Origin of the sequence: Nocardia sp. NPDC056064 (assembly GCF_042266925.1) — a bacterium.
Lineage (GTDB): Bacteria > Actinomycetota > Actinomycetes > Mycobacteriales > Mycobacteriaceae > Nocardia.
The window spans coordinates 4,445,011-4,469,247 of sequence record NZ_JBHJWO010000001.1 but is presented as its reverse complement, the minus strand read 5'-3'; the positions used below and the strand labels follow the sequence as shown (position 1 = coordinate 4,469,247).

Annotated in this window: 23 protein-coding genes; 9 read left to right on the top strand and 14 right to left on the bottom strand. The window is 69.3% G+C overall.

The features are described from left to right. Window positions 1–9 precede the first annotated feature (9 nt). From ACFC06_RS20855 to ACFC06_RS20845, 3 genes are read left to right on the top strand one after another with little or no spacing between them, the layout of a single operon-like run. Window positions 10–918, top strand: coding sequence for a ribonuclease Z (locus tag ACFC06_RS20855; protein WP_375933599.1), 909 nt, complete (start codon window positions 10–12; stop codon window positions 916–918). A gap of 19 nt (window positions 919–937) precedes the next feature. After that, window positions 938–1,423: a hypothetical protein gene (locus ACFC06_RS20850; protein WP_375933596.1), complete on the top strand. Its 486-nt coding sequence runs from the start codon at window positions 938–940 to the stop codon at window positions 1,421–1,423. 34 nt (window positions 1,424–1,457) lie between these two features. Next, window positions 1,458–2,324 (top strand): alpha/beta fold hydrolase, encoded by an 867-nt coding sequence (locus tag ACFC06_RS20845; RefSeq protein WP_375933593.1) that lies wholly within the window; start codon window positions 1,458–1,460, stop codon window positions 2,322–2,324. Window positions 2,325–2,330: 6 nt separating this feature from the next. Here the strand turns inward: ACFC06_RS20845 and ACFC06_RS20840 are convergent, their stop codons facing one another. Continuing rightward, window positions 2,331–2,981, bottom strand: a complete 651-nt coding sequence (locus ACFC06_RS20840) for a lysostaphin resistance A-like protein (protein ID WP_375933591.1) — start codon at window positions 2,979–2,981, stop codon at window positions 2,331–2,333. Continuing rightward, window positions 2,978–4,684 carry an alpha/beta hydrolase gene (locus ACFC06_RS20835; protein ID WP_375933588.1) on the bottom strand — a complete coding sequence of 569 codons (1,707 nt, stop codon included), beginning with the start codon at window positions 4,682–4,684 and terminating at the stop codon, window positions 2,978–2,980. Before ACFC06_RS20835 ends, ACFC06_RS20840 begins: the two co-directional genes overlap by 4 nt. Before the next feature lie 162 nt (window positions 4,685–4,846). Between ACFC06_RS20835 and ACFC06_RS20830 the strand changes: the two genes are divergently transcribed. Further along, entirely contained in the window at window positions 4,847–5,137 is a 291-nt protein-coding gene (locus ACFC06_RS20830) for a YiaA/YiaB family inner membrane protein (protein WP_375933585.1), read from the top strand. Window positions 5,138–5,185: 48 nt separating this feature from the next. On the opposite strand, the gene ACFC06_RS20825 is transcribed toward ACFC06_RS20830, so the two are convergent. Both ACFC06_RS20825 and purL read right to left on the bottom strand, forming a co-directional pair. Further along, entirely contained in the window at window positions 5,186–6,976 is a 1,791-nt protein-coding gene (locus ACFC06_RS20825; RefSeq protein ID WP_375933583.1) for an alpha/beta hydrolase, read from the bottom strand. A gap of 21 nt (window positions 6,977–6,997) precedes the next feature. Further along, window positions 6,998–9,289 (bottom strand): phosphoribosylformylglycinamidine synthase subunit PurL, encoded by a 2,292-nt coding sequence (gene purL / locus ACFC06_RS20820; RefSeq protein WP_375933580.1) that lies wholly within the window; start codon window positions 9,287–9,289, stop codon window positions 6,998–7,000. Between the two features lie 142 nt (window positions 9,290–9,431). Here purL and ACFC06_RS20815 point away from each other — a divergent pair, with 142 nt between their 5' ends. Then, window positions 9,432–10,724, top strand: a complete 1,293-nt coding sequence (locus ACFC06_RS20815) for a glycosyltransferase 87 family protein (RefSeq protein ID WP_375933577.1) — start codon at window positions 9,432–9,434, stop codon at window positions 10,722–10,724. Here ACFC06_RS20815 and ACFC06_RS20810 read toward each other — a convergent pair whose 3' ends face one another. Then, window positions 10,725–12,017, bottom strand: a complete 1,293-nt coding sequence (locus ACFC06_RS20810) for a M18 family aminopeptidase (protein ID WP_375933574.1) — start codon at window positions 12,015–12,017, stop codon at window positions 10,725–10,727. A gap of 17 nt (window positions 12,018–12,034) precedes the next feature. Continuing rightward, window positions 12,035–12,457 (bottom strand): MarR family winged helix-turn-helix transcriptional regulator, encoded by a 423-nt coding sequence (locus ACFC06_RS20805; protein ID WP_375933572.1) that lies wholly within the window; start codon window positions 12,455–12,457, stop codon window positions 12,035–12,037. Between the two features lie 68 nt (window positions 12,458–12,525). Here ACFC06_RS20805 and ACFC06_RS20800 point away from each other — a divergent pair, with 68 nt between their 5' ends. Then, window positions 12,526–13,602, top strand: a complete 1,077-nt coding sequence (locus ACFC06_RS20800) for a substrate-binding domain-containing protein (RefSeq protein ID WP_375933569.1) — start codon at window positions 12,526–12,528, stop codon at window positions 13,600–13,602. Window position 13,603: 1 nt separating this feature from the next. On the opposite strand, the gene purQ is transcribed toward ACFC06_RS20800, so the two are convergent. Together purQ and purS are read right to left on the bottom strand one after the other, a co-directional pair. Then, window positions 13,604–14,281 (bottom strand): phosphoribosylformylglycinamidine synthase subunit PurQ, encoded by a 678-nt coding sequence (gene purQ / locus ACFC06_RS20795; protein ID WP_375933566.1) that lies wholly within the window; start codon window positions 14,279–14,281, stop codon window positions 13,604–13,606. Continuing rightward, window positions 14,278–14,514: a phosphoribosylformylglycinamidine synthase subunit PurS gene (purS, locus tag ACFC06_RS20790; RefSeq protein ID WP_022565847.1), complete on the bottom strand. Its 237-nt coding sequence runs from the start codon at window positions 14,512–14,514 to the stop codon at window positions 14,278–14,280. The genes purQ and purS overlap by 4 nt, the downstream gene beginning before the upstream one ends. A gap of 100 nt (window positions 14,515–14,614) precedes the next feature. Here purS and ACFC06_RS20785 point away from each other — a divergent pair, with 100 nt between their 5' ends. Continuing rightward, a complete protein-coding gene (locus ACFC06_RS20785) occupies window positions 14,615–15,259 on the top strand; it encodes an MBL fold metallo-hydrolase (RefSeq protein WP_375933563.1) in 645 nt (214 codons plus the stop codon). Between the two features lie 3 nt (window positions 15,260–15,262). Here the strand turns inward: ACFC06_RS20785 and ACFC06_RS20780 are convergent, their stop codons facing one another. From ACFC06_RS20780 to ACFC06_RS20770, 3 genes are read right to left on the bottom strand one after another with little or no spacing between them, the layout of a single operon-like run. Continuing rightward, entirely contained in the window at window positions 15,263–16,606 is a 1,344-nt protein-coding gene (locus ACFC06_RS20780; protein WP_375933560.1) for a dipeptidase, read from the bottom strand. A 10-nt stretch (window positions 16,607–16,616) separates the two neighbouring features. Next, window positions 16,617–17,054, bottom strand: coding sequence for a hypothetical protein (locus ACFC06_RS20775; protein WP_375933557.1), 438 nt, complete (start codon window positions 17,052–17,054; stop codon window positions 16,617–16,619). Then, a complete protein-coding gene (locus tag ACFC06_RS20770; protein ID WP_375933554.1) occupies window positions 17,051–18,475 on the bottom strand; it encodes an APC family permease in 1,425 nt (474 codons plus the stop codon). The genes ACFC06_RS20775 and ACFC06_RS20770 overlap by 4 nt, the downstream gene beginning before the upstream one ends. Window positions 18,476–18,644: 169 nt before the next feature. Here ACFC06_RS20770 and ACFC06_RS20765 point away from each other — a divergent pair, with 169 nt between their 5' ends. Next, complete coding sequence (locus ACFC06_RS20765; protein WP_375933551.1) at window positions 18,645–20,021, top strand: glutamate decarboxylase; 1,377 nt, start codon at window positions 18,645–18,647, stop codon at window positions 20,019–20,021. A 47-nt stretch (window positions 20,022–20,068) separates the two neighbouring features. Here ACFC06_RS20765 and ACFC06_RS20760 read toward each other — a convergent pair whose 3' ends face one another. Together ACFC06_RS20760 and ACFC06_RS20755 are read right to left on the bottom strand one after the other, a co-directional pair. Further along, window positions 20,069–20,770, bottom strand: coding sequence for a DUF2334 domain-containing protein (locus ACFC06_RS20760; RefSeq protein WP_375933548.1), 702 nt, complete (start codon window positions 20,768–20,770; stop codon window positions 20,069–20,071). Between the two features lie 64 nt (window positions 20,771–20,834). Continuing rightward, the gene (locus ACFC06_RS20755; protein ID WP_375933545.1) at window positions 20,835–21,482 is read right to left on the bottom strand and encodes a nitroreductase family protein; all 648 of its coding nucleotides are present in this window, start codon (window positions 21,480–21,482) and stop codon (window positions 20,835–20,837) included. Window positions 21,483–21,625: 143 nt separating this feature from the next. On the opposite strand from ACFC06_RS20755, the gene ACFC06_RS20750 reads away from it, so the two are divergent. Beyond that, a complete protein-coding gene (locus tag ACFC06_RS20750) occupies window positions 21,626–22,063 on the top strand; it encodes a MarR family winged helix-turn-helix transcriptional regulator (protein WP_375933542.1) in 438 nt (145 codons plus the stop codon). A 21-nt stretch (window positions 22,064–22,084) separates the two neighbouring features. Here ACFC06_RS20750 and ACFC06_RS20745 read toward each other — a convergent pair whose 3' ends face one another. Beyond that, window positions 22,085–24,235 carry a S9 family peptidase gene (locus tag ACFC06_RS20745; protein WP_375933539.1) on the bottom strand — a complete coding sequence of 717 codons (2,151 nt, stop codon included), beginning with the start codon at window positions 24,233–24,235 and terminating at the stop codon, window positions 22,085–22,087. Window positions 24,236–24,237 lie beyond the last annotated feature (2 nt).

The following is a 24,237-nucleotide window of genomic DNA, read 5'->3' as shown; positions in this document are numbered from 1 at the left end:
GATGGGGCGATGTCGACCCGTGAGCTGCTCGTCCTCGGTACGGCGGGGGCCGTGCCGACGCGCCGCCGCAACCACAATGGATACCTGCTGCGCTGGGACGGGCAGGGCGTCCTGTTCGATCCCGGTGAGGGCATCCAGCGGCAGATGTCGCTGGCGGGCGCGTCTGCGACCGAACTGCGCTGGGTGTGCGTCACCCATTTCCACGGCGACCATTCCCTCGGCGTCCCCGGCATCGTGCAGCGGCTGGGCCGCGACCGCGTTCCGCACGACGTGCACGCCGTGTTCCCTGCCGAGGGCGCCGAATACTGGCAGCGCCTGCGGTACGCGACCAGCTACCACGACGAGCCCTCCCTGGTGGAGCACCCGGTCAGCGGCGCCCGGGAAACGTTGCAGGGCAACGGTTTCACCATCACCGCGCTCCCGCTGGCGCACAGCATCCCCACCTACGGCTACCGCCTGGCCGAGCCGGACGGCCGCGCCCATCTACCGGCGAAACTGCGTGAGCACGGCATCACCGGCGCGGCGGTCCGTGAGCTGTCGGGCGAGCTGCTCGCCGAATGCACGACCCCCAAGCCCGGCCAGAAGTTCGCCTTCGTGATGGATACCGGCTTGTGCGACAACGTCTTCGCGCTCGCCGACGGCGTCGACCTGCTCGTCATCGAGTCCACCTTCCTCGACACCGAGACCGAACAGGCCGCCGAACGCGGACACCTCACCGCCCGCCAGGCAGGCGAGGTCGCCCGCGCGGCCGGAGTGAAAACCCTTGTCCTGACCCATTTCTCCGAGCGCTACACCGAATCCGACGACTCCTTGTTCCTGGAACAGGCAGGCTTCCCCGGCGCCGTCCTCGCCCACGACCTGGCCCGCGTCCCCCTGCCCGCCCGCCGATCCGGCCGCATCGCGCCGCCCGCGCACTAGGGTGGCCACCATACGAGGCGTGCCCGCCCTGATCGCGCTGTGCGCCCTGGCCACCGCCTGCCAGGCCCCCGACGACACCACCCCACCCGAACCGTCACCGCTGGTCGCCGCCTGCGCGGGTGACCAGCCGACCGGGCCACAGACCATCGCGGGCCCCGACCTCGCCCGCTTCGTCGCCGCCACCCCGCTGCCCCCGGATGTCCGCGTGGCGGGCGGCCAGCTGGCGTTCTCCCCGCAACAGGACGGGCTGGTCGACCTGTCCCTGGACCTCTGTCTGCCGGGCACCCCCGGCATCGACGAGCTGCGCGTGGTCGCCACCGCCCTGGCCCACGATCTCGCCGCCCACGAGCTGGGCGAACGCACCGCCGCGCTGTCGATCGCCTGCGTGTGCCCGCACGATCCCGCCACCGTCGCGGTGCGCGACCCGGCATTCCGGCAGCACCCCTGGGACGGCACGCCCTCACCGGAGGCCGAGCTCCTGACCTGGGAAATCGTGACCGGCTAGGCACGGAGACGCACAGAAGTCGTACATTCGTCCCATGAGTGTCCTCGATCCGGAACCGACGACGTTGCGGCTGCGCAGCAGCAGCGACGGGCTCACCCTCGCCGCCGACAGCTTCGGTCCCGACACCGGCCAGCTGGTCGTGATGCTGCACGGCGGCGGCCAGACCCGGCATTCCTGGAAGCGGACGGGTCGCGCGCTGGCGGCCGCCGGGATGCGGGTGGTCGCCGTCGACGCGCGCGGGCACGGCGACAGCGACTGGTCACCGGAGCGCGACTACTCCCGCACCGCCATGGTCGCCGACCTGCACTCAGTGCTCGCCCAGCTCGGCGCGACACCGGAAGCAGGCGCGGTGGTGGTCGGTGCCAGCATGGGCGGGATCACCGGCCTGCTCGCCACCGCCGACCCGGCCGGTTCCGCCATCCGCGCCCTGGTGCTGGTCGACATCGTGCCCCGCACACAGAACGCGGGCGTGGAGCGCGTGATGGACTTCCTCGGCAGGCACCGCGACGGCTTCGACACCCTCGAACAGGTCGCCGACGCCGTCGCCGCGTACATGCCGCACCGCCCGCGCCCGGACAACGCCGACGGCCTGCTGCGCAATCTGCGACAGCGCGACGGCCGCTGGTACTGGCACTGGGACCCGGACCTGATCAGCGATGTCGACGCGAACCCGCAGGACCGCGTCGCCGAGATGGAGGCCGCCGCCGAGGCGCTGACCATCCCGGTGCTGCTGGTGCGCGGCGGCAAGTCCGATGTGGTCAGCGACGAGGGCGCCGCGGCTTTCCTGGCCCTGGCCCCGCACGCCCGCATGGCCGAGATCGGCACCGCCGCCCACACCGCCGCGGGCGACGACAACGACGCCTTCACCGACGCCGTCGCCACCTTCGTCGCCACCGCCTGACCCGGCCTACCGCCGGTTCTCGATCCACCGCGCCGCCACCGGCGCCAGCGCTCCCCCGGCATTGATCGCCAGGTGCAGCAGCGCGGGCGCGGTGGCACTGCCGGACCGGCGCCGCAACCACCCGAAGACGAGCCCGGCGAGCGTGGTCGCCGCGACCGTCACCGCCACCGGGTCACCGGCCGCACGCGCCGGATGGACATGCCACACACCGAAATCGAGGGCGCCGACCACTGGGGCCGCCGGGCCGAGCTCGTCATCGAGGAGCGGGTCGAGCGTCCCACGGAAGACCGCCTCCTCCGCCAGCACCGTGCCGACGGGAATGTGCAGCGCGATCCATTCCAGCGTGGACGTCTCCGGCACCCGCTCGGCCACTTCGAGCGGCAACCGCCGTACTGCCGGAATCGACAGCGCCACAACATAACCGGCGATCACTGCGGCAGCTCCGCCCAGTCCCCAGCGAAACCCACTGGCCGACAGCCAATTCGGCCGCCCATCGAACACCCCGGAGTACAGCCCCGCGAAGGCGACATTGGCCGCCGTCCGTCCGCGCAACGGCAGTTCCAGCGCGGGGAGCACCCGATTGCTCCACAGCGGCGGAACGACCAGAGCGAGAACAGTTCTCGGCGCGCGCCACGCGCCCCGGACACCGCCCGTCACTTCACCTCCCGCTCGTAGACCTCCGCCGCTTCCAGCGCCGCCCGGATGCGGTCGACCTCCACCGCGCTCACGTCCGGCGGTGCCGCCACCGCGAGCCACCCGTCCAGCACCAGCGTCCCGTACCGGTGCCCGTGCCCGTCGACGACGCCTTGGGCATTGGTGAGATCGGCCGTGACCTGCCAGAACGTCACGAACGGCGCCCACCGCATCTGCGTCGACACATCGGTCCCGCGTGGTTCGCTCAGCCAGTCCGGCTGGGTGAAGATGAGGTCGGCCGACCACCACACGATGGGGTCGGAGGGGTGCTGGAGGTAGGCGATGCGCGGTGCGCGCCAGGTCTCGGGTGGACCGAGGTCGGTCGCGTCGTCGGCGAAGCGGACCACCAGCCCATCGGCGTACACCGGCTCCACCTGCGGCGATCCCGGATCACGGCGGTCGACGAACTGTTTCCACAGCCGGTTGGAGTTGGGCGGCCCCACCCACAGCGCGCCGTCGACCTTCTCGCGCAGATCACCGAGCCCGTCGAAGGCCTCCTCCGAGCCCTGCGAGCCCAGGCTCTCCCCGTAGACGAACAGTTTCGGCCGGTGTCCCTCCGGCTGGGCCAGCCACCGCTGGTACACCGCGTCGAACAGTTCGCGGCTCGCCGCGGCGGCCTTCTCCCGGTCGGACAGGAACGAGAGCACGCTGGGCAGATAGGAGTACTGGGTGGCCACGAGGGCGGTGTCGCCACCGTAGAGGTATTCGATCGCGCCGGCGGCCATCCCGTTGACCCACCCGGTCCCCGTGGTGGTGACCACGACCATGGCCTCACGCTCGAAAGCCTTGGTCCGGTCGAGTTCCGCGACGGCGAGTTGCGCGGCGGTCTGGTCCCCGTGCGTGGATTCCAGCCCCACATAGGCCCGGATCGGTTCGCGCGCAGGCTTTCCCGTCACCTCGGCGATGTCGTCGGCGCTCGGCCCGTTGGACACGAACCACCGGCCCTCGTAGCCGAGGGTCTGCCAGGCCGCCAGCGAGGCCGGGCTGCCGGAACGTTCGGGGCTCACCGGCCGCACCGCGTACGCGCTGTCGCGGTCGTTGCGCACACTGAACGCGGAGTTGGCGACGGCGAAGAACGCCCGCGAGGCCACACCGTTGAACAGTGTTGTCGCGAACACCACCAGCACCAGCGCCCCGGCGGCGGGCGCGAGCTCACGCGGCACCTTCACCCAGCGGTTGAGCTGACGCGCCAGCACCAGCACCAGCGTGCGCAGCGTGCGATAGGCGGCCACCACCGCGACGCCGACCGCCACACTGAGCAGCCCGGTGCGCAGGTAGGCGGGGGTGGTGGTCCCGGCCATCCCCATCAACGAGGTGATCTCGCGCTGCCAGCGCGCCGACTGGATGAGCATCAGCCCCGCGACCAGCACGCACGCGACCAGCACCGTCGCCTTGATGCCGTAGCGCAGCCGGTCCGAGGGGCTGGGGATCGGGATGCGCGCCCGCACCCACCGCCGGAAGATCCACTCCAGCACACAGCCGAGCCCGTAGCCGATCGCGGCGTTGATCCCGCTGATCAGGCCCTGGAACAGCCAGTCGCGCGGCACCAGCGAGGGGGTCACCGACAGGGCGAAGAACAGGGTCGCCAGCACCAGGCCCGGGTAGTTGAGGTCGATGACGTCCTCGGCGCGACGCAGCAACGCGGCGCCGCGCGCACGCAACGTCACGAGGGTCGAGCCTGCCGCAGACACTCCCCCAGTATGGCTGGCCGGGTTGGGCGCAGCAGGCTGTTGTGAGTGGCGGGTCGGTCACTTTCGGCGGCAACTACCCATCGCACTCGAGTAGTTTCACGCGCCCGCGCGAACAACCTGGTCAGCACACTTGTTCCCATGAGCACACCCAATGCCAAGCCGAAGAACACCTCGGCCTACATGGCCCAGGCCGCGATCGCGTTCGCCGTCAGCCTGTTCGGGACCGGCGCCGGAATCGCCTACCTGCCGCTGGACGGCTGGCAGCGCGCCTTCCTGGCGATGTCGGGCCTGTTCCTGGTGACCAGCTGCTTCACCCTCGCCAAGGTGGTGCGCGACCAGCAGGAGACCCAGTCGGTGATGACTCGACTGGACGAGGCGCGCATCGAACAGCTGATCGCCGAACACAATCCGTTCAAGTCGGTGTCGTGAGCGAACCGGGGCAGCCCCGATCGAGGGGTTCGGCGCTGCCCTGGTTCCTCACTTCAACTGCCGCTCGGTGGCCATCGACTCGATCAGATACGCCTTGATCCGCTCCGCCAATTCCGGCGTGTAGTCGGCGGGTTGGGCCACCGCGGCCCACGCGTCGGGCACCAGATTGCCGTAGTTGTGGCCGTGCCCGTCCGAAACCGTCTGCGCGCGGGGCAGATCCGCCGCGACCTGCCAGAACGTGACGATCGGATACCACGACATCGACGGCGACACATCGGGCCCGCGTTTCTCCCGCAGCCAGTCGGGCTGACCGAACAGCAGATCCGGTGACCACCACACCACCGGATCGGAGGCGTGCTGGAGATAGACGATGCGCGGATCGGTCCAGTTCGGTGACGGTTTCCCGAGCTGATCGGCACTGGCGGCGAAGCGCACCGACAGCCCGTCGGCGAAGGTCGGGGTGATCTCCTCGGTGCCGGGATCGCGGCGCCGCACGAACTCCGACCAGAGCCGGTTGGAGTTGGGCGGGCCAACCCAGAGCACGCCGTCGGTGCGGTTGCGGATGTCGGCCAGGCCGGAGAAGGCGCCCTCGGAGCCCTGCGAGCCGAGGCTCTCGCCGTAGACGAGCAGTTTGGGCCGGTTGTCCTCGGGCAGCGCCGACCAGCGCTCGTAGACCTTGTCGAAGAGCAGGCGGCCCATCGTCATCGACTTGTCGCGGTCGGACAGGAACGACAGCGCGCTGGGCAGATACGAGTACTGGGTGGCCACCAGCGCGGTGTCGCCGTGGAACATCAGCTCGATGGCCTCGGCGCTGGTCGTGTCGACCCAGCCGGTGCCGGTGGTGCTGATGACCACCAGGACCTCACGCTCGAAGGCCTTGGTCCGGTCGAGTTCGGCCACCGCCAGATCGGTCTGCGCCTCGAAACCGTCGGCCGACTCCAGGCCCGTGTACACCCGGATCGGTTCGCGGGCAGGCTTTCCGGTGACCTCCTCGATCGCCAGCGGCGTCGGCGCGTTGGCGACGAACCAGCGCCCCTCCGAACCCAGGGTGTCCCAGGCCGCGAGCGAGGCCGGGCTGCCGGAGCGTTCGGGCAGGGTCGGCTGGACCGCGTGCGCGGAGGTGTGGCTGTTGCGGGCGCCGAACGCCGAATTGGCCACGGTGAAAAAGGCTTTCGCCAACACACCATTGAACAGCAGCACCGCCGCGACGCCGACGATGAGGATGCCGAGCGGGCGGGCGAAGGAGGTGGGGATGCGCACCCACTGGTTCAGCCCGCGGCTCACCGCGCGGACCAGGCGCACGACCCCACGGGAGATCCAGATCAGCAGCCCGACCACCACGGCACCGAGCAGGGTGGTGCGCAGGTAGGCGGCCAGCGAGTCCGACACCGGTTCCATGCCCATGAGATCGGTGATCTCGCGCTGCCACCGCGCCGATTGCAGGGTGATCAGGATGGCGAACACCAGGCACACCAGCACGATCGCGGACTTCACCGCGAGCGCGGTCCAGCTCGGCCGCTTCGCCCAGAACGCCTTCGCCCGGTCCGGCCAGGTGATCCGCGGCAGGACCCAGCGCCGCCAGGCCCAGGCCAGCGCGCAGCCGAGGCCGTAACCGATGGTGGCGTTGATACCGCTGACCAGGCCCTGGAAGAACCAGCCGCGCGGCAGCAGCGAGGGCGTCATGGACCAGCCGTAGAACATGGTGGCCACGAGCAGACCGGTGTAGTTCGGGTGGAAGAACCGCTCCACCAGGTGGATCACCCGGAGCTTGCCGGAGACCGGTTCCGCGGGGGCTGCGGCCACCGCGGCGGGCGCCGAGCTCGCATCATCGATGGTCAAGCTCGACTCCTCATCGTCGGCTTACGTGTGCGCTCCGAACAGCTTAGGCAGCGTGCCCTCGAACGCCTCGCGCAATTCGGCGAGTGTCACCGAGAACTGGCCCTGCACCTCGACCGAATCCGAGCCCTGGTCGACCACGCCGATGCGCACCCACGGCAGCTGCCGCGCGTCGCACATCTTGGTGAAGCGGGTCTCCTCCGAGCGCGGCACCGCGACGAGCACGCGCCCGGCCGACTCGGAGAACAGCTGCACGAACGGGTCCGACCCCTCGGGAAGCACGATGCGGCAACCGGTTTCCCCGGCCAGCGCGGCCTCGACGACGGTCTGCGCCAGACCGCCCTCGGACAGGTCGTGCGCCGCGGAGATCATGCCGTCGCGCGAACCGGAGGTAAGGACCTCGGAAAGCAGCTGCTCGCGGGCGAAGTCGACCTTGGGCGGCACGCCACCGAGGTGGTCGTGCACGACCTGCGACCAGATCGAGCCGTCGAGCTCGTCGTGGGTCTCGCCCAGCAGGATCAGCGACTCGCCGGGCTCGAGGCCAAGGCCGGTGGGGATGCGGCGGTGCACGTCGTCGATCACGCCCAGCACGCCGACCACCGGGGTGGGCAGGATGGCGTCCTTGCCGGTCTGGTTGTAGAAGCTCACGTTGCCGCCGGTCACCGGAATGCCCAGCGCCGCACAGCCGTCCGCGAGACCGCGCACGGCCTGCTGGAACTGCCACATCACGCCCGGGTCCTCCGGCGAACCGAAGTTGAGGCAGTTGGTGACGGCCTTCGGGGTGGCGCCGGTGGTGGCGACATTGCGGAACGCCTCGGCCAGCGCCAGCTGCGCGCCGGTGTAGGGGTCGAGCTTGGTGTAGCGGCCCGAGGCGTCGGTGGCCAGGGCGATACCGCGGCCGGACTCCTCGTCGATGCGCACCACGCCGGCGTCGGCGTGCTCGGCGAGCACGGTGTTGCCGCGCACGTAGCGGTCGTACTGCTCGGTGATCCACTTGCGGCTGCACAGCTGCGGGCTGGCGATCATGGTGAGCAGGGTCTCGCGCAGCTCGTCGGCCGTCTTGGGCCGGGTGAGCGTCGCGGTGGTGTCGGCGATCAGCGCGTCCTGGGTGTCGGGACGCTGCACCGGGCGCTCGTAGACCGGGCCCTCGTGGGCGACGGTGCGCGGCGGCACGTCCACCACGGTCTCGCCGTGCCAGGAGATGACCAGGTGATCGCCGTCGGTGACCTCACCGATGACGGTGGCCAGCACGTCGTGACGCTTGCAGACGGCCATGAAGGCGTCCACGTTCTCGGGGGTGACCACCGCGCACATGCGCTCCTGCGACTCGCTCGACAGGATCTCGGCGGGGGTCATGTGCTTGGCGCGCAGCGGGACCTTGGTCAGGTCGATGTGCATACCGCCGTCACCGGCCGCGGCCAGTTCGGAGGTGGCGCACGACAGCCCGGCACCGCCGAGGTCCTGGATGCCGACGACCAGACCGGCCTTGTACAGGTCCAGACAGCACTCGATGAGCACCTTCTCGGTGAACGGGTCACCGACCTGCACGGCGGGCAGCTTCTTGCGGCCGGTGCCGGTCTCCTCGCCGGAGAAGGTGTCCGAGGCGAGCACGGACACGCCACCGATGCCGTCGAGGCCGGTGCGCGCGCCGAACAGGATGATCTTGTTGCCCGCGCCGGAGGCGAAGGCCAGGTGCAGGTCCTCCACGCGCATCGCACCCGCGCACAGCGCGTTGACCAGCGGGTTGCCCTGGTAGGAGGCGTCGAAGACGGTCTCGCCGCCGACATTCGGCAGGCCGAGGGAGTTGCCGTAGCCGCCGACGCCACGCACGACGCCGTCGACCACGCGGCGGGTGTCGGCCGCGTCGGCCGCGCCGAAGCGCAGCTGGTCCATCACCGCGATCGGGCGCGCGCCCATCGCCATGATGTCGCGCACGATGCCGCCGACGCCGGTGGCCGCGCCCTGGTACGGCTCGACGTAGGACGGGTGGTTGTGGCTCTCGACCTTGAAGGTGACCGCCCAGCCGTCACCGATGTCGACCACACCGGCGTTCTCGCCGATGCCGGCCAGCATCGAGGCCTTCATCTCGTCGGTGGTCGTCTGGCCGAAGTAGCGCAGATGAACCTTGGACGACTTGTACGAGCAGTGCTCGCTCCACATCACCGAGTACATCGCCAGTTCGGCGTCGGTGGGCCGACGGCCCAGAATCTCCTTGATGCGGGCGTACTCGTCGTCTTTGAGACCGAGTTCCTTGTACGGCTGCGGAGCATCCGGGGTGGCTGCGGCGGTGGCGACGGTGTCGACCTGCAGTGTCACGGGAGACCAGGGTCCTTTCGGCCGGGGGGAACTTGACTACGGAGTCTAATCGGCCCCGCACCTGCCGCTGCCGGAGGGCCCGGCGGATTCGAGCTGATCACACCCGCGCTTCGACCAGGCGCTGACCCGTTAGTCTGACGCCGTGAACGAAAGTCCGGGGGTTGCCGAGCAGGTCGAGCCGCCTGTTCCCGCGCGCGGGGCGGAATCGAGCGCCACTTCTTCCGGTCAGGACCGTCCGCCCGAGCCGCTGGATCCGGACCGCCAGCGCCGCTGGCTGGCCGCCGCCGTCGGGCTGTTCGTGTTCTCCGCGGCCGTCGCGCTGCTGGCGCACTGGTGGCACGGCTTCATCGACTTGCAGGTCTACCGCAACGGCGCGCGCGTGTGGCTCGACGGCGGCGATCTCTACGGCCCGATGCCCCCGGTCTACGGCCTCGGCCTGCCCTTCACCTATCCGCCGCTGGCGGCGATGTTCTTCGTGCCGCTGGCGCTGATGCCGCTGGTGGTGGCCGAGATCGTGGTGCTGGTGACCTCGCTGGTCAGCCTGGGCATCGCGCTGTGGCTGGCGCTGGTGCGGGTGCGCCCCGAACTCGACCGGATCTCGGTACTCACCGTGGTGATCGCCGGTCTCGGGCTGGCGCAATTCCTCGAACCGGTGCGCCAGACCTTCAACTTCGGCCAGATCAACCTGGTGCTGATGGCCGTGGTCGCCGTCGACGCGCTGGTCCGCAAGCCGTTCTGGCCGCGCGGCATGCTCATCGGCATCACCGTCTCGATCAAGCTCATTCCCGCCGGCTACCTGCTCTACTTCCTGCTGCGCCGCGACTGGAAGGCCGCGGCCACCCTGGTGGTCTCGGCGGCGGGCGCGGTGGGCATCGGCTTCCTGCTGTTCCCCAACGACTCGGTGCAGTACTGGTTCCACACCGTCACCGACACCGGCCGCATCGGCACCCCGTACTTCGCGGGCAACCAGTCGATCAAGGGCACGCTGTTCCGGCTCGGCCTCGACGAGACGATGGCCACCGGACTGTGGATCGCGCTGTCGGTGCTGACCGTCGGGCTGGCCGCGATCTGGATGGTGCGGCTCATCGACGCGGGCTCCGATGTGGCGGCGCTGCTGGTGAACGCCGCCGCGGTGCTGCTGGTCTCGCCGGTGTCGTGGTCGCACCACTGGGTGTGGGCGGCGCCCGCGCTGGTGATCGCGGTGGATCAGGCCACCCGGCGGCGCTCGCGCGGATTCACCGCCGTGGTGGCCCTGTTCACGCTGATGTTCATCGTCGGCCCGCAGTGGGTGCTGCCGCATTCCGAGGACAAGGAACTGGCCTGGAGCTGGTGGCAGCAGATCATCGGCAGCAGCTATGTGTGGGCCACGTTCGCGGTGATCGTGTACGCGGTGTGCACCTACCGGCCGAACAAGCCCGCGCTCGCGAGCGCCTGATCAGTCCAGCTCGACCGGGGTCAGGAAGGCCGCCAGCGCGGCCGCGTAGGCGGAAACATCCGCGGCCGCCATGAGTTCGCGGCAGGAGTGCATGGCCAGCTGCGGGGCGCCGATGTCGACGGTCGAGATGCCGGTGCGCGCCGCCGTCATCGGGCCGATGGTCGACCCGCACGGCAGATCGGCGCGATGCACGTAGCGCTGCAACGGCACCCCCGCCTGCGCACAGGCCAGCGCGAACGCGCCCGCGCCCGCCGCGTCGGTGGCGTAGCGCAGGTTCTGGTTGACCTTGAGCACCGGCCCACCGCCGATCTCGATGCGGTGCGCGGGCTCGTGCCGCTCGGGGTAGTTGGGGTGTGTGGCGTGCGCCATGTCGCCGGAGGCCACGATCGAACCGGCGAGGGCGGCGAGGTAATCCGCGCGACCACCGCCGCGCGAGAGCACGATCCGCTCCAGCACCGCGGGCAGCAGATCCGACTGGGCGCCCCGATCGGACTGGCTGCCCACCTCCTCGTGGTCGAACATCACCAGCACCGGTGACGCGGCGCCGGGTTCGTCGACGGCGGCCAGGAACGCCTGCAATCCGGCGTAGCAGGTGCCCTGGTTGTCCAGCCGGGGCGCGCTGACCAGGTCGTGCTCCCGGCCGACGATCGTGCTCGGCGCCAGGTCGTGGGTCATCAGTTCCCAGCCGAGCACATCGGCCCCGGCCACCCCGGCCCGTTCGGCGACGAAGTCCAGGAACGGCACTCCGGGTGCGCCGATGCCCCAGATGGCGTTGACGTGGCGCTGCGGGTCCAGCGTCACCCCGCGCCGGTCCTCGGACAGGTGGATGGCCAGCTGCGGCACCCGCAGGATGGGCTCGTCGATGCGCACCAGCAGATCGCGCATCCGGTCGCCCTCGCGCACACTCAGCCGCCCCGAGATGCCGAGTTCGCGATCGAGCCAGGAGTTGAGCCAGGCCCCGCCGTAGGGTTCGAGCCCGACCAGCTGCCAGCCCGCCGACGACAGGTCGGGATGCTGCTTGACCCGCAGGTTCGGGCTGTCGGTGTGCGCGCCGACCACCCGGAACGGATCGGTCGGCGCGGCGTCGAAATCGGCCCACGCGATCAGCGAACCCCCGCGCACCACATAGTGTTTGCCCCCGGCCGACTCCCACGGCTGCGCCTCCGGCAGCGGCGTGAACCCGTTGCCCTCGAGTTCGGCGGCCACCGTCGCGCACACGTGGAACGGCGACGGCGAGGCATCGATGAAGGCACACAGTCCGCTGGCAGTGGCCGCTGTCAGAGATACAGGCATGGGCCCGATCCTAGGGGCTAAGCCTCGGCGACGACCCCGAGCGCGGTGACGAGCTCGCCGTAGCGGCGGGCGCCGAGGCGGGTGCGCAGTTCCTCTTCGGCGGCCTGTTCCTCGGCCCTGATCTTGGCGACCAGGGTGGCGCCGAGGCTGCTCAGGCCGATGAGGATGCGCCTGCGGTCGTCGGTGGCGGCGACCCGGAAGATCAGCCCGCGTTCGGCGAGATTGTCGGCGTGCCGGGTGGCCGAGGACGGCGCCAGCCGCGCCTGGGTGGCCAGTTCCGACATGGTGATGCCCTCGTCGGTGGACAGCTGCGACAGGATCGCCCAGTGATCTGCCGAGAGATTGTCGGCGGTGAGCGCGGACTCCAGCCGCCGCACCCAGTTCCGCTCGGCACGGCGCAGCGCGGCATGCACTGTGGAATACCCACTTATGATGGACACCGAATGCTTTCCCACCTGCCGAAATATCCTTCGAACGACGCCGTTCGCACCAGTGGATAGAGTACCGAATGCCCACGTTCCACGAGAGCCGGGAGCAGACGATCGAGATTCTCTCGATCGTCCCGACTCAGGGTCCGGGTGGCATCATCGCCCCGTCGTGTACCGCCGCGATCTCCCTCGCGGTCGACGAGATCAACAGCGGCACCGGCATTCTCGGCCGCGAGATCCGGCTCACCACCCTCGACGGCGGCCGCCCGCCGCACGAGGTCGCCACCGAAGTGGAAGCGCTGCTCGCCACCGGCATGATCGGCGCGATCACCGGCTGGCACACCTCGGCGGTGCGCCGCGCGGTCGCGACCGCCACGGCCGGGCGCGTGCCCTACCTCTACGCGACCGATCACGAGGGGCTGCCCGACGAACGTCCCGGCGTGCTGCTGGTCGGCGAGCATCCCGATCACCAGACCGTGCCCGCCGCCGCCTGGATGGCCAGGGAACTGGGCGTGCGCCGCTGGGCGGTGATCGGCAACGACTACATCTGGCCGCGCCAGACCGTGCACGCGCTGCGCCGCGCACTGCCCTCCCCCGCCGACATCGTGCTCGAGCGCTACGTGCCGCTGGGGACCACCGATTTCCACGCCTTCCTTGACGAACCGGCGCTGCTGTTCGCCGACGCGGTGCTGGTGCTGATGGTCGGCGCCGACACGGCCCGCTTCAACCGGCAGTTCACCGCCACCGGCCTGCCCGCCGTGATGCCGCGCCTGAGCCCCGCCGTGGACGAGAACGTGCTGCTCAGCGCGGGCCCGAAGGCCAATGACAATCTCTACGTGGCCTCGGGCTTCTTCCTCGACGACCACACCGCCGACGGCCGCGACCGCCGCGCCCGCTACCGCAGGCACCAGGGCTCCTTCGCCCCCGCCCTGACCACCTTCAGCAATTCCGCCTACGAGGCAGTACACCTGCTCGGCGCCCTCGCCGACGCCGTCGGCACCCTCGACGTGGACACCCTCTCGGCCCACCTGGCCGACGGCATCACCCTCGACGGCCCGACCACCCGGCACGGCTTCACCGGCAATCAGGCCGTCGGCCCGGCCTTCCTGGCCAGAGCCGACGGCGTCGACTTCGACATCATCGACCGATTGGCCTGAATCAAGCGTTGATCAGGGTGTCCAGCACGGAGTAGAACATTCCCAGGCCGTCGTCGCTCGGGCCGGTGAGGGCCTCGGTGGCGTGCTCGGGGTGCGGCATCAGGCCAACGACGCGGCCGTTGGCCGAGGAGATGCCCGCGATCCCGCGCTGCGAACCGTTCGGGTTCTCGCCCGCGTAGCGGAACACCACGCGACCCTCACCCTCGAGCTCGTCGAGCACGGCCTGCGAGGCCTGGTAGCGGCCCTCACCCGACTTGAGCGGGATGAGGATCTGCGCGCCCTGCTCGTAGCGCGAGGTCCAGGCGGTGTTGTTCGCCTCGACCTGCAGCCACTCGTCGCGGCAGATGAAGTGCAGGCCCTCGTTGCGGGTGAGCGCGCCCGGCAGCAGCCCGGCCTCGCACAGCACCTGGAAGCCGTTGCAGATGCCGAGCACCGGCAGGCCCTGACCGGCCGCGCGCACGACCTCGCCCATCACCGGCGCGAACCGGGCGATGGCGCCGCAGCGCAGGTAGTCGCCGTAGGAGAAGCCGCCGGGCACGATCACCGCGTCGACACCCTTGATGTCGGCGTCGGCGTGCCACAGGCTCACCGCCTCGCCACCGGCCAGGCGCACCGCGCGGGCCGCGTCGACGTCGTCGAGCGTGCCAGGGAAAGTAATGACGCCGATACGCGCGCTCACGAGACCCGAACGACCTTCCAGTCCTCGATCACCGTGTTGGCCAGCAGCGCCTCGGCGATCTGCTCGAGCTCGGCGTCGGAGACACTCTCGTCCACCTCGAGCTCGAATCGCTTGCCCTGCCGCACATCCGAGATTCCGGCGAATCCCAGACGCGGGAGCGCGCCGACCACGGCCTGTCCCTGGGGGTCCAGGATCTCGGCCTTCGGCATGACCTCGACCACGACTCGTGCCACGCGTTGCTCCTCATGTGGTGTGGGGGTTTACTCCAGAAATCCTAGTTGACCCGGCCGTCGTGCCCACGTTCCGGGGTCGCGGCGGCTTAGCATCGGCTCTATGCGCATCGCCCACTTCGGTCATTCCTGCATCCTCGTGGAACTGCACGGTGTGAAGGTGCTGTTCGATCCCGGCACCTTCGCGCACGGCTTCGAGGGCATCACCGGACTGGACGCCATCGCGGTGACCCACCAGCATCCCGACCACATCGACCCCACCCGCATCGAAGCCCTGATCGAGGCCAACCCCACCGCCCGCCTGCTGTCGGACCCGCAGACCGCCCAGCAGCGCAGCGAGGGCTGGGAGCCGGTCTCGGCCGGGCAGGTGCTCGAGTTCGGTGACCTGCAGATCACCGGCGGTGGCGGACGTCACGCGGTGATCCACCCGGACATCCCGGTGATCGACAACACCGTCTTCCAGCTCGGCACCGCCGCCGACCCGGCCCAGCTCGTGCACCCCGGCGATTCGCTGTGGGTCCCGCCGGTGCCGGTCGGTGTCCTGGCCATCCCCGCGGTCGCCCCGTGGATGCGGATCTGGGACACCGTCGACTACCTGCGCGCCGTGAACCCCCGCACCGCCATCCCCATCCACCACGGGATCATCGACCCGGGCGCCCACGGCATCTACTTCGGCAGGCTCAGCGAGATGGCGCCAGCGGGCACCGAGTTCCGCGCCATCGCCCCCGAGGACCAGGCCCAATTCTGAGTCTCAGCGGTAGGTGCTGAGGAACAGCGCCTCGGCCAGGGCCATGTGCTCGATCTCGCTCGGGTCGACGCTCTCGTTGGGCGCGTGGATCAGGCACTTGGGCTCTTCCACGCCGATCAGCATGATCTCGGCCTTCGGGTAGGTGTCGGCGAAGACATTGCACAGCGGGATCGAGCCGCCCTGCCCCTCGGTGGTGACCGCGCGGCCGTAGGCGGCCTCCATCGCCGCGCCCATGGCGGCCCGGGCGGGCCCGTGCTCGGCGGCGGCGAAGGGTTCGCCGAGCGATTCGAGTTCGATGTCGAGCTGGGCGTTCCACGGCACGTGCGCGCGCAGGTGCTTGCTGAGCAGGTCGTAGGCCTGCTTCGGGTCGGTGCCGGGCGGGATGCGCAGGTTGAGCCGGGCCCGGGTGCTGGGCTGGATCGCCGCCGAGGAGCCGACCACCGCGGGCACGTCCATGCCGAGCACCGTCAGCGCGGGACGCGACCAGAGCATGTCGGAGACGGTGCCGCTGCCGACCAGGTCGACACCGTCGAGAACATCGGCGTCGGAACGGAAGTCGGCGTCGGGGTACTGCGCGCCGGTCCACTTCTGGTCGTTGGTGAGCCCGTCGATGGTGGTGTCGCCGTGTTCGTCGCGCAGGGTCGACAGCAGCTGGATCATCGCGGCCAGCGCGTCGGGGGCGGGGCCGCCGAACATGCCCGAATGCATCGGTCCCGCCAGGGTTTTCACGGTGAGCACCACATTCACCATGCCGCGCAGGGTCTGGGTGAAGGTGGGCACGCCGACGGCGAAGTTGCCGCAGTCGGCGACGAGGATGGCGTCGGCGGCCAGCAGGTCGGGGTTGGCGACGACGAACTTCTCCAGCCCGCCGGTGCCCTGCTCCTCGGAGCCCTCGGCGACCACCTTGATACCGATCGGGAAGTCCGGGCCGATGGCGCGCAGGGCGGTCAGGTGGGTGACGATATTGCCCTTGCAGTCGGCCGCGCCGCGCCCGTACCAGCGGCCGTTCTTCTCGGTCAGCGTCCAGACCGGGGTGTGCCAGGCGTCGTCACCGAGCGGCGGCTGCACGTCGTAGTGGCAGTACAGCAGCACCGTCGGGGTGCCCGCGGGGCCGGGCTTGTGCCCGATCACGGCCTTGCTGCCGTCCGGCGTCTCGTGCAGGCCGATCTCGGTGAGCCCGGCCGCGGCGAAGGCGTCGGCCACCCACTGCGCGGTCTGCTCGCAGCCCTCCGGCGGGAACTGGCGCGGATCGGCCACCGACTTGAACGAAACCAGCTGGGCCAGATCGTCTTTCGCCCGGTCCATCAGCCCGGAAATCCTGCTGCGCAGCTCTGTGTCGGTGGTCATCGATCACGCCTCACTTGGTGGTGTCGTCCAGTTTCAGGGTGTCCAGATGAGAAAGGTAGTCCGGCAGGCGATCCGGGCAGTAGACGGCGATGGTGAGCGCCACGGCCTTGACGGTGTCGTTGGGTCCGATCACCGGTCGCTGCCCCGGACCGGCCGCGCCGTTGGTGATCGAGGCCTGGTATTTCGCCTTGATCAGCGGTGAACTCGGGTCCTGGCAGACCGAACCGCCGTCCTCGCCGAGCGCGTCGGCGATCACCCGCGTCTCCGGAGCGGGCAGCCCGGCGGCGACCAGATTGTTGTGCAGCTGTTCGGCTTTGGCGTTGGCTTCGGTGCTCTCGCGGATGCCGCGGAAGGTGAGCAGCCCGATCAGCGCGAACACCACGAGCAGGACCGCAGCGGTGATGTAGATCCAGCGGCGCTTGTGGTCGGGAGCGTCTCCGGTCGTCATGCCTTCTCCCCTTCCGGGACGGCGCGTTTCCAGCTCTCACTGCGGTTTCGGTAGAACAGGTAGGGGATGAGCAGGCCGACGATGCCCATGCCACCGCCGACGATCAGCACATAGATCCACGGGCTGCCCGCGCCGAACTGGGAGGGCGGCACGAACCCGATGGCGAACGCCGCGATCGAGGACACCGCACCGAGCCCGCACAGCGCGAACAACATCGGTGCCCGATAGCCGCGCGGATGACCGGGGTTGTCGCGGCGCAGTTTGGCGGCCGCGGCGAACATCAGCACGTACATGATCAGATACACCTGCGTGGTGATCACCGACAGAATCCAGTACGCGCTGGAGACATTCGGGATGAAGGCGTAGAGCAGCGCGATGAATGTGGTGAACACGCCCTGCGCGACCAGCATGTTCTGCTGCACACCGTGTTTGTTCAGCTTGGTCAGGATCGGCGGCAGGTAGCCCTCGCTGCGCCCGATCAGCAACAGCCCCTTGGACGGTCCCGCCAGCCAGGTGAGCATGCCGCCCAGCGCCGCGGCCACCAGCGCGATGCCGACGATCGGGGTGAGGAAACCGATCCCGAAGTGGCTGAAGAAGCCGTCGAAGGCCTGCATCACGCCCGCGGTGAGACTCAGGCTGGCCGAGGGCACCACCCAGCTGATCGCCAGCGCGGGCAGGATGAAGATCACCAGTACCAGCCCCATCGCCAGGAACATCGCCTTGGGGAATTCCTTGGCCGGATTGCGCAGCGAGGAGACGTGCACCGCGTTCATCTCCATGCCCGCGTAGGACAGGAAATTGTTCACGATCAGCACCAGGCTGGCCAGACCGGTCCACGCGGGCAGCAGATGACCCGAATCCATCGGCGCCGCGGACGGATTTCCCTGCGCCAGGAACACCAGACCGAGCACCACCAGCACCGTGCCGGGAATGAGCGTGCCGATCACCAGGCCCATGCTCGACAATCCGGCCACCGTCTTGGTGCCCTGCGAGGACACATACACCCCGGCCCAGTAGACGGTGATGATCACGATCGCCACATACAACCCGTTGGACGCCAGCGAGGGATGGATGATGTAGGCGAAAGTGCTTGCCACATAGGCGAGCAGGCTCGGGTAGTAGAAGATTGTCATGGCGAACTGGCACCAGACGGCGAGAAAGCCGAGCGGTTTGTTCAGCCCCTCCCCGACCCATTTGTAGACCCCGCCCTCCCAGCCCGAGGCCAATTCCGCGGCGACCAGCGAGGTCGGCATGAGGAACAGGATCGCGGGAATGACGTAGAGGAATACGCACGCCAGACCGTAGACGGCCATGGTGGGTGCCGAGCGGAGGCTGGCCACCGAACTCGTGGTCATCAGCGCCAGGGTGACCCAGGACAGATATTTCGTCGTCGTCGCGGCTTTCGTCGCGGTGCCCGTCATCAGCGCTGCCTCCTGCTGTGTACCGCACAACCAAGGGAAACTCGCCCATGCATAGTAACTGCTGAGCATCCCGCCGGTAAGCTCGAAACGAGCGCTTATGCGATGAAATCGTGACCAGATCGACCCAGAGCAAACACCCGGCAGTGCACCCTCTCCCTGGAGGCAGACAGTGGCCGAGACTCCGGACCGCAATGACCTTTTCAGTCTTCCCGGTTTCACCCGTCCCGCCCCGCAGGGCGATTTCCCCACCCTGGAACTCACTCCCGACGTCGCCTACGAGATCGTGCACGACGAATTGATCCTCGACGGCGTCGCCCGGATGAACCTGGCGACCTTCTGCACCACCTGGATCGACGATCAGGCCCACCGGCTGATGGCCGAATCGGTGGACAAGAACATCGTCGACAAGGACGAATACCCACAGACCGCGGAATTGGAGAAACGCTGCGTGCGGATGCTCGCCGACCTGTGGCACGCCCCCGATCCGGCGACCACACTCGGCACCTCCACGACCGGTTCCAGCGAGGCCGCGATTCTGGGCGGTCTCGCCGCGAAATTCCGCTGGCGAGCGGCGGGCGGCACCGGCACGCCCAATCTGGTCTCTGGACCCGTCCAGGTCTGTTGGGAGAAATTCGGCAGATATTTCGATGTAGAACTACGTCAAGTTCCGCTGCGCGCCGACAATTACACCCTGCACCCCGACGACCTCGCGAAATACTGCGACGACAACACCATCGCGGTCGTCCCGACTTTCGGCCAGACCTTCACCGGCCTGTTCGAGGACGTCGCCGCCATCAGCACGGCCCTCGATCGCCTGCACGCCGCAGGCGGCCCCGATATCCCGATCCACGTCGACGCGGCCAGCGGCGGTTTCCTCGGCCCGTTCACCGCGCCGGACCTGGTGTGGGACTTCCGGATACCGCGCGTGAAATCCATCAATGCCTCCGGCCACAAGACCGGACTCGCGCCCCTCGGCGTCGGCTGGGCGATGTGGCGCGAGGCCGCGGATCTGCCGCGCGAGCTGGTCTTCGATGTGGACTATCTCGGCGGCAACATGCCCACCTTCAATCTCAATTTCTCCCGCCCCGGCGGCCAGGTGATCACGCAGTACTACGACTTCATCCGGCTCGGCCGCACCGGATACACCCGTGTGCAGTCCGCGATCTATCTCGTCGCCCGGCATTTCGCGCGGGGTCTGGCCGAGCTCGGGCCGTTCGAGCTGATCCACGCCGCCGAACCCGACCGTGGCATCACCGCGGTGGCCTGGAAGCTCACCGACGGCGCCGACTACAATCTCTACGACCTGTCCGACCGGCTGCGCGCCCGCGGCTGGCTCATCGCCGCCTACCCGCTGCCCGCCGACCGGCAGGACGAGACCATCATGCGGGCGGTCTTCCGGCACGGCTTCACCGTCGACATGGCCGAACTGCTGCTCGCCGATATCGGCCGCGGGCTGCGTCAGCTCGCCGACAACCCGTGGCGCACCCCGCTCACCAAGGAGCAGGCGGGCGGTTTCACCCACGACGCCGCCCCCGAAGTGCCCTGAAAGGCCACCGCCGCGCTCGATCGCCCACGCGCGCGGCGGTGGCGGTATCAGGCGGCCCGGACCGCCGGGAACGGCTCCCAGCGGTAGACCTCGCTGCGCGCACCGTGATACAGCGCCAGGTCGACCGCGTCGAGCATCGCCTGGCGCGGACCCGGCCGCTGCAACTGCGCGGCCGAGATCGCCAGCCGCAGCACCCCGCCGCGCCGGGCGGTGCGCGCCGCGCCCATCACCAGCGCCCGGCACCACCACGGTTCGGCCCGGAAACCCTCGCCGATCCCGTACACCCGCGCCCGCTGGACGGTGTCGCGTTCCAGATCGAGAATGCTGAACAGGCTCAGCGCGAGCCGGAAACCCACGTCCGGCAAGGCATCCAGCGCGCCCGCCGAAGCGTCCCAGCGCGGAGCCGCGAACAGCCGGGTGCGCAACTGCACCTGTTCCATCACCCGATCCGCCGCCGTGAGCCGCAGGGTGGCCTCGTGCCGGGGCAGACTCGCGAACTCCGCACGCCGCGTTTTGGTGGCCGCCTGGTCGTAGCCGTGCAGCACGATCGCGTCACCGTCGTGGCGCCTGCCCCGCAGCCAGGACTGCGTGGCGGGATCGTCGACGAGCCGGTACTTCCCCTTCAACCGGGGCGCCACCAGCAGCGACAGGCGCACCGCCCGCCGATCCATCTCCGCCGCGAACTCGATCGCGGCATCCCGGGTGGTGTCCCGGATCCCCGACACCGAAACGATCAGCTCAGCGTTCATGACCTGACGATGTCAGCCCGAGATGACACCCGCGTGCTGCCCCGATGACACCGCGACGAACAACTCACCACCCCTGCCAGTGCAGCACTTCCTCGCGCGGCACCCGGACCGCGGGCCGGAAATCCGTGCCGTGCGTGAAGGCCAGCGGCAGGAAGGCCGCCAGCATCACCTTGTCGTACGGCACGCCGAGGATCGCCGCGAGTTCCCGCTCCAGCGGCGCCTGCGCGGTGGTCCACACCGTGCCGAGCCCGCGAGCGCGCGCTGCCAGCATGAAGCTCCACACGGCGGGCAGGATCGAGCCCCAGGTCCCCGCCTGGATCTCCACCGAGGCGCGATCGGTACGCCCCTCGACCGCCGGGATCACGAAGGCGGGCACCCGGTGGATATTGTCGGCCAGGTAGCGCAGACCGTCGAAAACCTTTGCGGTGGAACGCGGATCGACCCGCATCCGCTCGTGATCCCTGGCCGTCAGCGGCGCCGCCTCACCCAGCGTCAATGCCCGCCGGAAGATGTCGGCGAGCTCGCGCCTGCGCCGCGCCTCGGTGACGACGAGGAAGTGCCAGCGCTGCCGATTGCGCCCGGTCGGCGCCTGCGTGGCCAGGTCGACGCACTCCTCGATCAGTTCACGCGGCACCGGCCGGTCGAAATCGAGCCGCTTGCGCACCGCCCGCGTAGTGGACAACAGCTGGTCGGGGGTCAGATCGAGGGTCATGCGCTCTCCTGGATGGACGAAGCAGATCATCTGCTGACAGATCATCTGCACTCAGATGAATCCGACCGTAGAGGCACCACCGTCTGCCGTCAAACGATCTGCGCACAGATGATTCAATGGACGCACCCGATCGAGGAGGCTCCATGTCGACCTACTTCCCCCGCCTCGCCGCCGAACGCCCCGATATCGCCCTGTGCCGCGCCTCGTCCGCCGTCGCCCGCGCGGGCGAAGCGCACGCGACCGCCCAGGGCCTCGGCGTCGGCCAGCACCTCGTCCTCAAGATGCTGGCCGAGGTCGGCCCCTGCTCCCAGCAACAGCTCGCGGTGGAACTGCGCATCGACCGCAGCGTGATGGTCAACGTCTGCGACGACCTCGAACAGTCGGGCTACGTCCGGCGCGAACGCAACCCACAGGACCGCCGCTCCTACGCCGTCACCCTCACCGAGGCCGGCCGCGATCGCCTACGCCTGGCCGAGGCCGTCACCCCCACCTTCCTCGATGACGCGTTCGCCGCGCTCACGGCGGACGAACGCGCGCAACTCACCACCCTGCTCGGCAAGCTCCTCGCCCGGATCACTTGACCCACGAGTTGTCGCTCACCCCTATGCGTCCGCCAGGCCGACCTTGTCCAGTACCCAGGCGTACTCGAAGCCGACTTCCTTCCACTTCTCGTAGCGCCCGCTCACGCCGCCGTGGCCCGCGGTCATCTCGGTCTTGAGGAGCAGTTCGCTGTCGCCGGTCTTGGTGGCGCGCAGCTTGGCGACCCACTTGGCCGGTTCCACGTAGAGCACGCGGGTGTCGTTGAGGCTGGTGATGGCGAGGATGGCCGGGTAGTCCTTGGCCTCGACGTTCTCGTAGGGCGAGTACGACTTCATGTACTCGTAGACGTCCTTGTCCGCCAACGGGTTTCCCCACTCGTCCCATTCGATCACCGTCAGCGGCAGCGACGGGTCGAGGATGGAGGTGAGCGGGTCGACGAAGGGCACGTTGGCGAGGATGCCGGTGAACAGCTCCGGTGCCAGGTTGGCGACCGCGCCCATCAGCAGGCCGCCCGCGCTGCCGCCGTCGGCGATGAGCCGGTCGGCGGCGGTGGCACCGGTGTCGATGAGATGCTGTGCGCAGGAGACGAAGTCGGTGAAGGTGTTCTTCTTCCGCAGCGTCTTGCCGTGCTCGTACCAGAGCCTGCCCATCTCACCGCCGCCGCGCACGTGCGCCACCGCGAACACCATGCCGCGATCCAGCAGCGACAGCCGCGATACCGAGAACGACGGGTCGATGCTGGCCTCGTAGGAGCCGTAACCGTAGAGCAGCATCGGCTTCGGGCCCTCGGGCAGCCCGCGGCGCTTGATGATCGAGATCGGGATGCGGGTGCCGTCGTGCGCGACCGCCCAATCCCGGTGCTGCTCGTAGTCGTTCGCGTCGTAGCCACCCAGCACCGGCTGCTCCTTGCGCAGCAGCAGCTCACCGGTGGCGGGCACATAGTCGAACACCTGCATGGGGGTGATGAACGAGGTGACGCCCACCCGCAGCGTCGGCTGCTCCCACTCCGGGCTCGAACCCGCACCGGCGGCGAACAATTCGAGGCCGAAGTCGAGTTCGGTGAGCTCGCCGTAACCGTCGGCGGTCAGCGGCCAGACCGAGATGCGCGGTAGCGCGTCGCGCCGGTAGCCGAGCACCAGGTGATCGGCGAAGGCGTCGATGTCCTCGAGCCGGACGTCTTCGCGATGCCCGATCAACAGCGTCATGGCGGACGGGTCGGTGGCGGGCGCCTCGGCGAGGACGAAGTTCTCCGCCTTCACGCCGTCGACCACGTCGTTGTGCAGGATCAGGAACCGGTCCTCGCCGCCGATCACCGCGTGCTCGGCCGAGTACTCCACGCCCTCGCGCCGCTCGAGCAGCACCCGGAACTCGCCCTCGGGATTGTCGGACTCCAGCACCCAGCCCTCGGTGGTGATCTTGGAACCGAGCCAGATCATCAGGTACTTCTCGGAGCGGGTGGCGCCCACACTGACCCAGTAGCGCTCGTCGGGCTCGTGGAAGACCGTCACGTCGGCGTCGGAACCGGTGCCGATGCGGTGACGCCACACGGTGTCGGGGCGCCACGACTCGTCGACGGTCTGATAGAAGATGTGCGTACCGTCCAGCGACCAGGTCGCCCCCGGCGCCGCGCCGGCGACCTCGTCGGGCAGCAGCTCACCGGTGGTCAGGTCCTTGATCCGCAGGGTGTAGCGCTCGTCGCCGGTGCTGTCGACGGAGTAGGCCAGCAGCTTGCCGTCGTGGCTGAGCGAGAACGCGCCGAGCGCGAAGAAGTCCAGGCCCTCGGCCAGGACATTGCTGTCGAGCAGCACTTCCTCGCCCTCGATGACGGTGTCCACCTCGAGCTGCGGCGGGGTCCACGCGTCGATGCCCTCGGCGTTCGCGTCGATAGGACAGCGGCAGTGCACGCCGTACTGCTTGCCCTCGAAGCTGCGCGAGTAGTACCAGTACTCGCCGAGCCGGGTCGGCACCGAGAGATCGGTCTCCTGGGTGCGCGCCTTGATCTCGTCGAAGATCTTGTCCCGCAGCGGCTGCAACTGGCCGGTGCGCGCCTCGGTGTAGGCGTTCTCGGCCTCCAGATGCGCGATGACCTCGGGGGATTCCTTGTCCCGGAGCCACTCGTACTCGTCGACGAACGTATCGCCGTGATGCACCCGTTCGGTGGGCACCGTCTTCGCGATCGGCGCCGACACCGACTCAACATTCTCGCCAGCCATGC